Origin of the sequence: Burkholderia sp. BCC0397 (assembly GCF_902832865.1) — a bacterium.
In the GTDB taxonomy this organism is placed as follows: domain Bacteria; phylum Pseudomonadota; class Gammaproteobacteria; order Burkholderiales; family Burkholderiaceae; genus Burkholderia.
This window is the reverse complement of sequence record NZ_CADFDL010000004.1, coordinates 403,372-416,536: the sequence shown is the minus strand read 5'-3', so window position 1 is coordinate 416,536 and position 13,165 is coordinate 403,372. Positions and strand designations below refer to the sequence as shown.

Below are 13,165 nucleotides of genomic sequence, written 5' to 3'. Positions count from 1 at the left end.
CATGTCCTCCCTATCGACCACCCTGATCGACCTGCCGCTGTTTCCGCTGCACACGGTGCTGTTTCCGGGAGGGCTGCTCCCGCTCAAGGTGTTCGAGGCGCGCTATCTCGACATGTCGCGCGCATGCCTGCGCGACGACGCACCGTTCGGCGTGTGCCTGCTCAAGAGCGGGCCCGAAGTCGCGCAGGACGGCGCGGTGTCGGTGCCCGAGACCATCGGCTGCATGGCGCGCATCACCGAGTGCGATACCGGCGAGTTCGGGATGCTGTATCTGCAGGCGATCGGCACGCAGCGTTTCGAGCTGCTGTCGTATCGCGTCGAAGGCAACGGGCTGCTGGTCGGCATCGCGGAGCCGCTGCCCGACGACATTCCGCTCGAAGGCGAACAGGCGCTCGCGCAGTTCGGCTCGTGCGCCGAGGTGCTCGAGCGCATCATCGACGCGTTGAAGAAGTCCGATCCGGAGAAGATGCCGTTCGGCGAACCGTTCCGCCTCGACGATCCGAGCTGGGTATCGAATCGCCTCTCGGAACTGCTGCCGCTCGACCTGCGCGCGCGGCAAAAGCTGATGGAGTTTCCGGACGTCGGCGCGCGCATCGACGCCGTGCACCACGTGCTCGATCGGCACGGCTGGCTGTAACGACCGCCGGCTCTGTCGCGCGTCGCGCGTGCCGCCCGCCTGAAGGGCCCTTCCTGCGCGACGGCCAAGCCGCGGCAGCCCGGCGCCTTCCCGAACGCGGCCCGCGCCGCGCCCTTCCCCGTTCGTTACAGCAGCGGCCCGCTCAGCGCATCGAGCAGCTTGCGCACGGGCGCCGGCACGCCATACGCGTCGAGCCGGCTCAGCGGCACCCATGCGGTGTCCGCGTCCCGCGCCGGCGACGGCAGGCCGCCGCCGCCGTCCGCCAGATCGCTCAGCCGCGGCTCGATCTCGAGCCGGAAATGCGTGAACGTATGCGTGAGCGGCGCGAGCGGCACCGTGCCGCCGCCGCCGAAGCCGCGCGCGAGATCCGCGAGCGCGGCATCACCGTCCGCTTGCGGCAGGCTCCACAGCCCGCCCCAGATGCCGGTCGGCGGCCGTCGCTCGAGCAGCACGGCGTCGCCGTCGCGCAGCACGAGCATCCAGGTCTTGCGCGTCGGCACGGCCTTCTTCGGCCGCGCGGCCGGCAGTTCGCGCTGGCGGCCGGTCGATTGCGCGACGCAGTCGCCCGCGAACGGGCAGCGCGCGCAGTCGGGCTTGCCGCGCACGCACAGCGTCGCGCCCAGATCCATCAGCCCCTGCGTATACGCGCTCACGTCGGCCGCGTTCGCGGCATCGGGCAGCAGCGACTCGGCGAGCGCCCACATGTCGTTCTCGACGCGCTTCTCGCCCGGAAAGCCCTCGACGCCGAATACCCGCGCGAGCACGCGCTTCACGTTGCCGTCGAGGATCGTTGCGCGCGCACCGTACGCAAACGATGCGATCGCGGCGGCCGTCGAGCGGCCGATGCCGGGCAGTTCGGCCAGCGCATCGGGCGTCGCCGGAAACACGCCGCCGTGCTCGGCGACGACGACCTGCGCGCAGCGGTGCAGGTTGCGCGCGCGCGAGTAGTAGCCGAGCCCCGCCCACAGCGCCATCACGTCGTCGTTCGGCGCGGCCGCGAGCGCGGCGACGTCGGGGTAGCGGTCGAGAAAACGCGTGTAATACGGAATGACGGTCGAGACCTGCGTCTGCTGCAGCATGATTTCCGACAGCCAGATCCGGTACGGATCTCGGGTGTTCTGCCATGGCAGGTCGTGGCGGCCATGCGCGCGCTGCCACGCGACGAGACGCGTGGCGAACGTGCGGTGCAGCGGCGTGACGGGGAACGGAGCGGGGGCGATGCGGGGCGGCTTCAAGTTATCTGATCGTGGAAAAGGGTTTCAACGCTGGCACGTCGGACAGAAATAGGTCGACCGCTGGCCCTGCACGATCTGGCGGATCGGCGTACCGCATACGCGGCACGGCTGGCCGGCGCGATCGTAGACGAAGCAGTCGAGCTGGAAGTAGCCGCTTTCGCCGTTGCTGCCGACGAAATCGCGCAACGTGCTGCCGCCGCGCTCGATCGCGTCGGCGAGCGTCGCGCGTACCGCGTCGGCCAGCCGCTCGTAGCGCGGCAGCGAAACCTTGCCGGCGGCGGTGGTCGGCCGGATGCCGGCGCGAAACAGGCTCTCCGACGCATAGATGTTGCCGACGCCGACGACCATGTCGCCCGCGAGCAGCGCCTGCTTGACCGACACCGTGCGGCCGCGCGTGCGCGCATGCAGCAGCGCGCCGGTGAACGCCGGCGAGAACGGCTCGACGCCGAGGCTCGCGAGAAGCGGATGCGCATGCACGTCGCCTGCTTCGCGCGGATGCCACAGCACGGCGCCGAAGCGGCGCGGATCGCGGAACCGCAGCACGAATTCGTCGAAGATCCAGTCGATGTGGTCGTGCTTCGCGGCGACCGGCACGCCGGCCGCGGGCAGCACGCGCAACGTGCCGGTCATCCCGAGATGGACGATGAACCAGCCGGCATCGACTTCGAACAGCAGGTACTTGCCGCGGCGCTCGACGGCAAGCACCTCGCGCGCGCGCAACTGCTCGGCGAGCCCCGCCGGCACGGGCCAGCGCAGCATCGCGGTACGGACGTCGACACGCTCGACGCGGCGGCCCGCGACAAAGGGCTCGATGCCCCGGCGCGTGACTTCGACTTCTGGCAACTCTGGCATGTTTTGCGGGTCTGAGGCTACGGTCTGCTTACATAGGGAACGCGCATGCGCCGCCACGAGAACGGACGTTCTCGCGGCGATCCCGAATCAAACACGGGAATGCCCGACCTCGCCCGCCTGGCAGCACGCGAGGCGGGCGAGGTCGGGCATTCGCATGGGGGTTCCACAGGTAAACGGACCCTATCACGATCGTGCGTGTATTGTAGCGAGCGCGTTACAATCGGTTGAAACATCGAACGGATTTCCATGACCCTGCCCTCGAAGCTGCTTCAGAAGCGCCCCGCCGCCGTGCGCGGCGCGCGCGCCTTCCCGGTCCGCCGTGCACTCGGTGCCGCGCTGTTTGCCGCCTGGACCCTCACCGCCTTTCCGGCCCACGCGCAGGCTCCGGCATCGGACGACGCGGAGCCGCAGGGTGCGTTCGAGCATGTGATGCCGGACGAGCAGAAGAATCTCCCCGGCGTGCCGCTGACGAGCCAGATCGTCTACCAGGTGCTCGCCGCCGAGGTCGCGCTCCAGCGCAGCCAGCCGGCGCCGGCCTACCAGACCTACCTCGCGCTTGCCCGCGACACGCGCGATCCGCGCATGGCGCAGCGCGCGACCGAAATCGCGCTCGGCGCGCAAAGCCCGGCCGACGCGCTGTCCGCCGCGAACCTGTGGCGCCAGTACGCACCGGATTCGAACCGGGCGTCGCAGGTCGACGCCGCGCTGCTGGTGCTCGCCGGCAAGCCGGCCGACGCGCAGCCGATGCTCGCGCGCGAGCTGGCCCGCGCGACCGGCGACACGCGCGGCCCGGCGATCCTCGCGTTGCAGGCGCTGCTCGTGCGCGGCTCCGACCGCGTCGGCGGCCTCGCGGTGCTGAAGGACATGCTGAAAAACGACATGAATCGCCCCGAGGCGCAGCTCGCGATCGCGCGGCAGCAGCTCGCGGTCGACGACAAGGAAGGCGCCGCGCAGTCGCTGAAGCAGGCGCTGCAGATTCGCCCCGATTACCTGCCGGCGGCGCTGATGCTGTCGCAGATGGGGCCGGCGGAACGCGCAGCGGGCATCGCGTCGTTCGAGAAGTATGTTCAGCAGAATCCGAAGTCGCGCGACGCACGGCTCGCGCTGTCGCAGCTCTATCTGGCCGACGACCGCCTCGACGACGCACAGAAGCAGTTCGAGACGATGCGCAAGCTCGACTCGAAGGATCCGACGCCGCTGATGGCGCTCGCGCTGATCAAGATCCAGCAGAAGAAACTCGACGAGGCGACCGGCTACCTGAAGCAGTACGTGCAGCTCGGCGACAAGCAGCCGAACCTCGACGTCGGCCAGGGCTACATCTACCTCGCGCAGATCGCGATCGACCAGAACAACGACGCGCAGGCGTCGCAATGGCTCGACAAGGTCGACCAGACGAGCCAGCACTACCTGCCCGCGCAGATCACGCGCGCGCAGCTGCTGCAGAAACAGGGCAAGACCGACGAGGCGCGCAAGGTGCTCGACAACCTGCCGATCACGGATCCGCGCGACGCGGCCGTGGTGGCGCGCACCGATGCATCGATCCTGTTCACGGCGAAGCGCTATCCGGAAGCGGAGGCGCGGCTCGGGCAGGCCGTCCAGGACTTCCCGGACGATCCCGACCTGCGCTACGACTACGCGATGGCGGCCGAAAAGACGGGCCACTACACGACGATGGAAACGCAGTTGCGCGAGCTGATCCGCACGCAGCCCGACAACCCGCAGGCCTACAATGCGCTCGGCTATTCGCTCGCCGACCGCAACCAGCGCCTGCCCGAGGCCAACAAGCTGATCGACAAGGCGATGGCGCTCGCGCCGAACGACGCGTACATCATGGACAGCCTCGGCTGGGTGAAGTACCGGATGGGCGACACGGCCGGCGCGACGAAGGTGCTGCAGCGGGCATACGAACTGCAGCCGAACGCCGAAATCGGCGCACATCTCGGCGAAGTGCTGTGGAAGAGCGGCGCGCAGGACGACGCGCGCAACGCGTGGCGTGCCGCGCAGAAGCTCGAGCCCGACAACGAAACGCTCGTGCAGACGCTGAAACGCTTGCAGATCAACGGCCTCTGATGCAGATGTTCCCGATGTTTTCCCTGTCCTCCCGCGCGCAGCGCATGCTGGCCGCGGCCGGCGCGGCGCTCGCGCTCGCCGGCTGCGCGAGTACGCCGCCGTCGGCCGGCACGCCGACGGGCGCGGCACTGCAGACGGCGGCGACGCATGCGTACCATGGCCGCTTCGCGGTGCGGTACGACGATCGTCTCGGCAACCCGCAGAACGTGTACGGCAACTTCGACTGGCAGGAACACGGCGACGACGTGTCGCTCGAACTGCGCAGCCCGCTCGGCCAGACGCTCGCGGTCGTGAAATCGACGCCGCGCGCGGCGTCGCTCGAATTGCCGAACCGTCCGACCCAATATGCGCCGGACGTCGGCGACCTGATGCAGAAAACGCTCGGCTTCGAGCTGCCGCTCGCGGGCCTGCGCTACTGGCTGCTGCCGACCGCCGCCCCCGCGACGCCCGCGGAAACCGTGCGCGACCCGGCCGACGGCACGCGCCTCAAGCAGCTCCGCCAGGACGGCTGGACGATCGACTACCTTGCCTACGCGGATGCCCCGGCCACGGGCGTCAAACGCGTCAACCTCGTGCGCGCGACGCCGCCGCTCGACATCAAGCTCGTGCTCGATCAGTGAGCACGCGCGCCTAGCCCCGATACCCGCATGACCGATTCGACCCGCTCGCTGCGCAACTGCCTGGCGCCCGCGAAACTCAACCTGTTCCTGCACATCACCGGCCGTCGTCCGAACGGCTATCACGATCTGCAGAGCGTATTCCAGCTGCTGAACTGGGGCGACACGCTGCACTTCACGCGGCGCGACGACGGCCGCGTCGCACGCGTCACCGACGTGCCTGGCGTGCCCGAGGAAAGCGATCTCGTCGTGCGCGCGGCCAACCTGCTGAAAGCGCATACGGGCACCGCGCACGGCGTCGACATCGAGATCGACAAGATCCTGCCGATGGGCGCCGGCCTCGGCGGCGGCAGCTCCGACGCGGCGACGACGCTGCTCGCGCTGAACCGCCTGTGGCAACTCGATTTGCCGCGCGCCGAACTCCAGTCGCTCGCGGTCAAACTCGGCGCCGACGTCCCGTTTTTTATTTTTGGAAAAAATGCGTTCGCAGAGGGTATCGGAGAAGAATTAGCTGAGGTAGAATTGCCGACTCGCTGGTTCTTGGTTGTGACGCCACGCGTTCATGTCCCGACCGCTGAAATATTTTCAGATGAGTTGTTGACAAGAGATACGAAGCCCGTCACAATTGCTGACTTTCTTGCACAGCAAACCAGCGATGCGGAATGGCCAGATAGCTTCGGCCGGAACGATATGCAGGAAGTTGTAACAAGGAAGTACGCGGAAGTTGTGCAGGTGGTCAAATGGTTGTATGATGTGACCCCCGTGAGGATGACCGGCTCCGGAGCAAGTGTGTTTGCAGCGTTTCACAGCAAGCACGAGGCAGAAACGGCGAAAGCCAAACTGCCCGCCAGTTGGAATGGCGCAGTTGCCGAGAGCCTGAACGAGCATCCGCTCTTCGCTTTCGCGTCATAAAGTTTTACTTTGCCGAACGGCCTACACGAGTTCGGTGAAGTTATCAGTTAAGTGTAGGGGAGTCGCCAAGTTGGTCAAGGCACCGGATTTTGATTCCGGCATGCGAGGGTTCGAGTCCTTCCTCCCCTGCCAAAAATTTTCCCGCATTTCCCGCCCAAGCCTGAAGCAGGTGCACGATGAGCAGCCACAGCCATGATGGCCTGATGGTCTTTACTGGCAACGCGAATCCCGCGCTCGCCCAGGAAGTCGTCAATATCCTTGGTATTCCCCTCGGCAAAGCGATGGTCAGCCGTTTCTCCGATGGCGAGATCCAGGTCGAGATCCAGGAAAACGTGCGCGGCAAGGACGTCTTCGTCCTGCAATCCACGTGCGCACCGGCGAACGACAACCTGATGGAACTGATGATCATGGTCGATGCGCTCAAGCGCGCATCTGCCGGCCGGATCACCGCTGCCATCCCCTACTTCGGCTACGCCCGTCAGGATCGCCGCCCGCGTTCGGCGCGCGTCGCGATCTCGGCGAAGGTCGTCGCGAACATGCTGGAAATCGCCGGCGTCGAGCGGATCATCACGATGGATCTGCACGCCGACCAGATTCAGGGCTTCTTCGACATCCCGGTCGACAACATCTACGCCACGCCGATCCTGCTGGGCGACCTGCGCAAGCAGAACTACTCGGATCTGCTCGTCGTGTCGCCGGACGTCGGCGGCGTGGTGCGCGCCCGGGCACTCGCGAAGCAGCTCAACTGCGATCTCGCGATCATCGACAAGCGTCGCCCGAAGGCGAACGTCGCCGAAGTGATGAACATCATCGGTGAAGTCGAAGGCCGCACCTGCGTGATCATGGACGACATGGTCGATACGGCCGGCACGCTCTGCAAGGCCGCGCAAGTGCTGAAGGATCGCGGTGCGAAGCAGGTGTTCGCGTACGCGACGCACCCGGTGCTGTCGGGCGGCGCCGCAGATCGCATCGCCGCATCGGAACTCGACGAGCTGGTCGTCACCGATACGATTCCGCTGTCGGCTGAATCGCTGGCGTGCTCGAAGATCCGCTCGCTGACGAGCGCGAGCCTGCTGGCCGAGACGTTCTCGCGGATTCGCCGTGGCGATTCGGTGATGTCGCTGTTCGCGGAATCCTGATCGCGAATCGACGGAACAAAGCATGCGCAGAAAGCGAAGCGGCAACGCTTCGCTTTTTGCACAATCGGACGGGATAGACGAAACCCCGGCCGTTTCATCGGGGGCCGCTTGATGGCCCCGTTTTACTGCCTGGTCGCGGGCAGCAAATGGAGAATCACATGAAAGTCGTCGCTTTCGAGCGCCAACAGCAAGGTACGGGTGCGAGCCGCCGCCTGCGCAACGCCGGTAAGACCACGGGTATCGTCTACGGTGGCGAAGCAGCCCCGCAAAAGATCGAACTGGATCACAACGCGCTGTGGCATGCACTGAAGAAGGAAGCCTTCCACTCGTCGATCCTCGACCTGGAAGTGGCTGGCCAGTCGCAACAGGTTCTGCTGCGCGACGTGCAATACCACCCGTTCAAGCAACTCGTGCTGCACGTGGACTTCCAGCGCGTCGACGCGAAGAAGAAGCTGCACACGAAGGTGCCGCTGCACTTCCTGAACGCTGAAGTCAGCCCGGCCGTGAAGCTGTCGAGCGCGATCGTTTCGCACGTCGCGACGGAAATCGAAGTCGAGTGCCTGCCGTCGGCCCTGCCGGAATTCCTCGAAGTCGACCTGTCGAAGATCGAAGCCGGTCAGTCGCTGCACGCGAAGGACATCGCGCTGCCGAATGGCGTCGCGCTGGTCGCGCACATCGACGCGGAAAACCCGGTTGTCGCATCGGCGACGGTCCCGGCGGGTGCCGTATCGGACGCAGCAGAAGGCGAAACGCCGGCTGCCTAAGCGGCTGTCTGCGCGCCCCATCGATCCGTTTCACGAAACGGTCGACGCAACCCGCCGCGGCTTGCCCGGCGGGTTTTTCTTTTTCTGCGCCCAGGCGGCAGCCGCCGCCTTCGAAACGTCATGATCAAACTGATCGTCGGCCTCGGCAATCCCGGGGCGGAATACACCGCGACGCGCCACAACGCCGGCTTCTGGCTGATCGACCAGCTCGCCCGCGAAGCCGGCACGACGCTGCGCGACGAACGCCGCTTCCACGGCTTCTATGCGAAAGCGCGCCTGCACGGCGAGGAAGTCCACCTGCTCGAGCCGCAAACCTACATGAACCGCTCCGGCCAGTCGGTCGTCGCGCTCGCGCAATTCTTCAAGATCCTGCCCGACCAGATCCTCGTCGCGCACGACGAGCTCGACCTGCCGCCCGGCACCGTGAAGCTGAAGCTCGGCGGCGGCAGCGGCGGCCACAACGGCCTGAAGGACATCTCCGCGCACCTGTCGTCGCAGCAGTACTGGCGGCTGCGGATCGGCATCGGCCATCCGCGCGACCTGATTCCGGAAAGTGCGCGTGCCGGCGCGAAGCCCGACGTCGCGAACTTCGTACTGAAACCGCCGCGCCGCGAGGAACAGGACGTGATCGACGCATCGATCGAACGCGCGCTCGCCGTGATGCCGATGGTCGTCAAGGGCGAACTCGATCGCGCGACGATGCAGCTGCATCGCAACTGATCGCCCGTCGCACCGGCCGGGTGCATCGGCCGTCCGGCGCAACCGGGCGGCCTCCCCCGCCCCACCGCGACGCGCACATGCGGTAATCTCGACGTTTTGCCCGACAGGAGCCACGCGGTGAGCCGTTACTGGAGCGACGTCGTTCAGCAACTCGTGCCTTACGTGCCGGGCGAACAGCCCGCGCTCGCGCACCCCGTCAAGCTGAACACCAACGAGAATCCCTATCCGCCGTCGCCGCGCGTCGTCTCGGCGATCGCACGCGAACTCGGCGACACCGGCGACACGCTGCGCCGCTATCCGGACCCGCTCGCGCGCGCACTGCGCGAGACGGTCGCGGCCCATCACCGCATCCAGCCCGAGCAGGTGTTCGTCGGCAACGGCTCCGACGAGGTGCTCGCGCACGCGTTCCAGGCACTGCTCAAGCACGACCGGCCGCTGCGCTTTCCCGACATCACGTACAGCTTCTATCCGACCTACGCGCGCCTGTACGGCGTCGAGACCACGGTCGTGCCGCTCGCGGACGATTTCTCGATCCGCGTCGACGACTATCTCGACGACGCCGGCGGCGTCCTGTTTCCGAACCCGAATGCGCCGACCGGGCGCGCGCTGCCGCTCGCGGACGTCGAGCGGATCGCGGCCGCGAATCCGTCGTCGGTCGTCGTGATCGACGAAGCGTACGTCGATTTCGGCGCGCAGTCGGCCATCACGCTGATCGACCGTCACCCGAACCTGCTCGTCGTGCATACGACGTCGAAGGCGCGCTCGCTCGCGGGCATGCGCGTCGGCTTCGCGTTCGGCGATGCGGCGCTGATCGACGCGCTGAACCGCGTGAAGGACAGCTTCAACTCGTACCCGCTCGACCGGCTCGCGCAGGTCGCCGCGCAGGCCGCGTACGAGGACACCGATTATTTCAACGCCACCTGCCGGCGCGTGATCGACAGCCGGGCGCGGCTCACGCATGCGCTCGACGCACTCGGCTTCGAGATCGTGCCGTCGGCCGCGAATTTCGTGTTCGCGCGCCATCCCGCGCACGATGCGGGCACGATCGCGGCGAAGCTGAAGGAACGGGAAATTTTCGTGCGGCACTTCCGGCTGCCGAAGATCGATCAGCATCTGCGCATCACCGTCGGCACCGATGCCGAATGCGATGCGCTCGTCGCGGCGTTGCGCGAGCTGCTGGCCTGACACGGAAGAACCGGCGCCGGGCGGCGCCGATCTGAAAGCGCGACGCGCGCGCCGGTCAATCAAAGCGCGCGCGTCAGCGCAGGATCACGATGCGTCGTCGCCTTTCACGGCGATCAACGCGTGGTACTTCTCCATCAATTGCGCGTGCGATTCGTCATGCTGCGGATCGCGCGGAATGCATTCGACCGGACACACCTGCTGGCACTGCGGTTCGTCGAAATGGCCGACGCACTCGGTGCACTTGTTCGGGTCGATCACGTAGATGTCCGGGCCCATCGAAATCGCGCCGTTCGGGCACTCGGGCTCGCACACGTCGCAATTGATGCACTCGTCGGTAATCATCAAAGCCATACTGATCTCACTTCTTCAGGCCGCCGGCCGGCTTCGCAACGAAACCGGCCGGCGCCGCGTCACGCGGCAGGGCCTCCGATCGCGGCGACTTTCTCGGTCAGCCACTTCTCGACGGACGGGAACACGAATTTGCTGACATCGCCGCCCAACTGCGCGATTTCGCGCACGATCGTCCCCGAGATGAACTGGTACTGGTCGGACGGCGTCATGAACATCGTCTCGACGTCGGGCAGCAGATAACGGTTCATCCCCGCCATCTGGAACTCGTATTCGAAATCGGACACGGCGCGCAGCCCGCGCACGATCACGCGCGCGTTGTTGGTGCGGACGAAATCCTTCAGGAGGCCGGTGAAACTCATCACCTTCACGTTCGGATAATGACCGAGCACCTCGTTCGCAATCGTCAGACGTTCTTCGAGCGAGAAAAACGGCTTCTTCGCGCGGCTGTCGGCGACACCCACCACCAGCGTATCAAAAATGCTCGACGCACGCCGCACGAGGTCTTCGTGCCCGCGCGTCAGCGGATCGAACGTACCGGGATACACGGCGACTACCATGTCGCTCCTCCTGTCATCACGCAAACGGGATGGCAGCCGTGCGATGCACGCGCCGCTGCCGAGATGGGCATGCGTCGCCTTTGCGGCGCGCCGCCTCGTATGGAACGCGCATTATTCATCATTTTCGCGCCGCAGCAAATGATAGTGAACCGCACCGGCCTTGCCGTGCTTCACCACCTGCCAGCCCGCGAGCGCGTCGTGCGCGGCCGGATCGAGTTCCGCCCCCGTTTCGACGTACAGCGCGCCGCCTGCCGCGACGAGCGGCGCCGACAGCGCGATCGCGCGCTCGAGCGCGGCCAGGTCGTCGAACGGCGGATCGAGGAACACGACGTCGAACGCGCCCGGCGTGAGCCCGGCCGCGAGCCGCAGCGCATCGGCTTCGGCGATCTCGACCGAGCGGGCGCCGAGCTTGTCCTTGATCGCACGCAGCTGCTGCGCGGCGCGCGGATGGCGCTCGACCATCACGACGCTCGCCGCGCCGCGCGACGCGGCCTCGAAGCCGAGCGCGCCGGTGCCCGCGAACAGGTCGAGGCAGCGCCAACCTTCGAGATCCTGGCCGAGCCAGTTGAACAGCGTCTCGCGTACGCGATCGGGGGTCGGGCGCAGGCCGTCGAGATCGAGCACCGCGAGCGGCGTGCGTTTCCAGTCGCCGCCGATGATGCGGATCGTGTGCGGCTTGCCGCGGCCAGGGGGGGCCGCCGGGCGGCCGGAAGAGGAACGGGACATACGGGATATCGACAACGGGTGGGACCGGGCGCGCGCAGGGGGCGCCGCCAAACAGGCGCACGTTACCACAGCGGCGACGCGCACTGACGCGAGCGCCACGCCGCACTGATAAAATGCACGGTTTCGGCCGCCGAGCGCCGCGCCCGCGCGAACGCAGAACGGCCCGTCCGGCGCCCCGCCCTCGGCGGCGGCCCGCCCTCTTCCCGACGCCAGACCATGTTCAGTTTCTTCAAACGATTCAAGAAAACGCAGGAGCCCGATCCGGCGGAATCGCAATCGGCCGACGCGCAGCAAGCGGACGAAGCGTCCGACGCCGACGCGCCCGCGCTCGACGCGCCGCCCGCGGCCGACGTGCCGCAGGCGAGCGCGCAACCGGCCGCGCCGGCCGTCGTGATGACGGTCACGCCGACCAACGACGGCCGCGACGAAGTCGTCGAGACGGTCGAGATCGTCCCGCCGCCGCTGCAGGACGCGTCCGCGAAGAAGTCGTGGCTCGCGCGCCTGAAAACGGGGCTCGCGAAGACGGGCTCGAACATCACCGGCGTCTTCGTCAACACGAAGATCGACGAGGATTTGTATGAAGAGCTCGAAGCCGCGCTGCTGATGTCCGACGCCGGCGTCGACGCGACCGAGTACCTGCTCGGCGCGCTGCGCGAGAAGGTGCGCGCGGGCCGGCTGACCGATCCGCAGCAGGTAAAGGATGCGCTGCACGACCTGCTCGTCGAGCTGCTGACGCCGCTCGAGAAATCGCTGATGCTCGGCCGCGCGCAGCCGCTCGTGATGATGATCACCGGCGTGAACGGCGCGGGCAAGACGACCAGCATCGGCAAGCTCGCGAAGCATTTGCAGAGCTTCGACCAGTCGGTGCTGCTGGCCGCCGGCGACACGTTCCGCGCGGCCGCGCGCGAACAGCTGGCGGTCTGGGGCGAGCGCAACAACGTGACGGTCGTCCAGCAGGAAAGCGGCGATGCGGCCGCGGTGATCTTCGACGCGGTCAGCGCCGCGCGCGCGCGCAAGATCGACGTGATGATGGCCGACACGGCCGGCCGCCTGCCGACGCAGCTGCACCTGATGGAAGAGCTGAAGAAGGTGAAGCGCGTGATCGCGAAGGCGCACGACGGCGCGCCGCACGAAGTGCTGCTGGTGATCGACGCGAACACCGGCCAGAACGCGCTCACGCAGGTGAAGGCATTCGACGACGCGCTCGGCCTCACCGGCCTGATCGTCACGAAGCTCGACGGCACCGCGAAGGGCGGGATTCTCGCCGCGATCGCGCGGCAACGCCCGGTGCCCGTCTACTTCATCGGCGTCGGCGAGAAGGTCGAGGACCTGCAGCCGTTCAGCGCCGTGGAATTCGCGGACGCGCTGCTCGGCTGAACGCCGCCGGGTCGCGTCGCACA

The 13,165-nt window shown here is 67.1% G+C and carries 14 protein-coding genes and 1 tRNA gene; 10 read left to right on the top strand and 5 right to left on the bottom strand.

All coding sequences use genetic code 11. The features are described 5' to 3' along the window. The first annotated feature begins 1 nt into the window (after position 1). Positions 2 to 637: an LON peptidase substrate-binding domain-containing protein gene (locus HWX03_RS16045; RefSeq protein ID WP_175871840.1), complete on the top strand. Its 636-nt coding sequence runs from the start codon at positions 2 to 4 to the stop codon at positions 635 to 637. A 125-nt stretch (positions 638 to 762) separates the two neighbouring features. On the opposite strand, the gene mutY is transcribed toward HWX03_RS16045, so the two are convergent. Next, on the bottom strand, positions 763 to 1,872 hold the full coding sequence (mutY, locus tag HWX03_RS16040) for an A/G-specific adenine glycosylase (RefSeq protein WP_175871839.1): 1,110 nt from the start codon (positions 1,870 to 1,872) through the stop codon (positions 763 to 765). Between the two features lie 24 nt (positions 1,873 to 1,896). Next, positions 1,897 to 2,724: a bifunctional DNA-formamidopyrimidine glycosylase/DNA-(apurinic or apyrimidinic site) lyase gene (mutM, locus tag HWX03_RS16035; RefSeq protein ID WP_048246970.1), complete on the bottom strand. Its 828-nt coding sequence runs from the start codon at positions 2,722 to 2,724 to the stop codon at positions 1,897 to 1,899. A 246-nt stretch (positions 2,725 to 2,970) separates the two neighbouring features. Between mutM and HWX03_RS16030 the strand changes: the two genes are divergently transcribed. The 8 genes from HWX03_RS16030 (at position 2,971) to hisC (ending at position 10,131) form a co-directional block, all read left to right on the top strand. Next, entirely contained in the window at positions 2,971 to 4,794 is a 1,824-nt protein-coding gene (locus HWX03_RS16030) for a tetratricopeptide repeat protein (RefSeq protein ID WP_175871838.1), read from the top strand. Next, a complete protein-coding gene (lolB, locus tag HWX03_RS16025; RefSeq protein WP_175871837.1) occupies positions 4,794 to 5,414 on the top strand; it encodes a lipoprotein insertase outer membrane protein LolB in 621 nt (206 codons plus the stop codon). The genes HWX03_RS16030 and lolB overlap by 1 nt, the downstream gene beginning before the upstream one ends. A gap of 27 nt (positions 5,415 to 5,441) precedes the next feature. Beyond that, positions 5,442 to 6,323, top strand: a complete 882-nt coding sequence (gene ispE, locus HWX03_RS16020; RefSeq protein WP_175871836.1) for a 4-(cytidine 5'-diphospho)-2-C-methyl-D-erythritol kinase — start codon at positions 5,442 to 5,444, stop codon at positions 6,321 to 6,323. Positions 6,324 to 6,378: 55 nt separating this feature from the next. Continuing rightward, a tRNA-Gln gene (locus tag HWX03_RS16015) sits at positions 6,379 to 6,455 on the top strand. Positions 6,456 to 6,499: 44 nt separating this feature from the next. Further along, positions 6,500 to 7,462, top strand: a complete 963-nt coding sequence (locus HWX03_RS16010) for a ribose-phosphate pyrophosphokinase (protein WP_006477778.1) — start codon at positions 6,500 to 6,502, stop codon at positions 7,460 to 7,462. 158 nt (positions 7,463 to 7,620) lie between these two features. Next, complete coding sequence (locus HWX03_RS16005) at positions 7,621 to 8,226, top strand: 50S ribosomal protein L25/general stress protein Ctc (protein WP_175871835.1); 606 nt, start codon at positions 7,621 to 7,623, stop codon at positions 8,224 to 8,226. A 120-nt stretch (positions 8,227 to 8,346) separates the two neighbouring features. Next, complete coding sequence (gene pth, locus HWX03_RS16000; RefSeq protein WP_048246979.1) at positions 8,347 to 8,946, top strand: aminoacyl-tRNA hydrolase; 600 nt, start codon at positions 8,347 to 8,349, stop codon at positions 8,944 to 8,946. A 117-nt stretch (positions 8,947 to 9,063) separates the two neighbouring features. Further along, positions 9,064 to 10,131, top strand: a complete 1,068-nt coding sequence (gene hisC, locus HWX03_RS15995) for a histidinol-phosphate transaminase (protein ID WP_175871834.1) — start codon at positions 9,064 to 9,066, stop codon at positions 10,129 to 10,131. Between the two features lie 84 nt (positions 10,132 to 10,215). Here hisC and HWX03_RS15990 read toward each other — a convergent pair whose 3' ends face one another. The 3 genes from HWX03_RS15990 to rsmD all read right to left on the bottom strand — a co-directional run bounded on the left by HWX03_RS15990 (position 10,216) and on the right by rsmD (position 11,765). Beyond that, the gene (locus HWX03_RS15990) at positions 10,216 to 10,482 is read right to left on the bottom strand and encodes a YfhL family 4Fe-4S dicluster ferredoxin (protein WP_006477774.1); all 267 of its coding nucleotides are present in this window, start codon (positions 10,480 to 10,482) and stop codon (positions 10,216 to 10,218) included. Between the two features lie 59 nt (positions 10,483 to 10,541). Next, a complete protein-coding gene (gene coaD / locus HWX03_RS15985) occupies positions 10,542 to 11,039 on the bottom strand; it encodes a pantetheine-phosphate adenylyltransferase (protein ID WP_039346084.1) in 498 nt (165 codons plus the stop codon). 111 nt (positions 11,040 to 11,150) lie between these two features. Further along, entirely contained in the window at positions 11,151 to 11,765 is a 615-nt protein-coding gene (gene rsmD, locus HWX03_RS15980) for a 16S rRNA (guanine(966)-N(2))-methyltransferase RsmD (protein ID WP_175822542.1), read from the bottom strand. Between the two features lie 216 nt (positions 11,766 to 11,981). Here rsmD and ftsY point away from each other — a divergent pair, with 216 nt between their 5' ends. Next, a complete protein-coding gene (gene ftsY, locus HWX03_RS15975; protein WP_175822543.1) occupies positions 11,982 to 13,142 on the top strand; it encodes a signal recognition particle-docking protein FtsY in 1,161 nt (386 codons plus the stop codon). Positions 13,143 to 13,165: the final 23 nt, after the last annotated feature.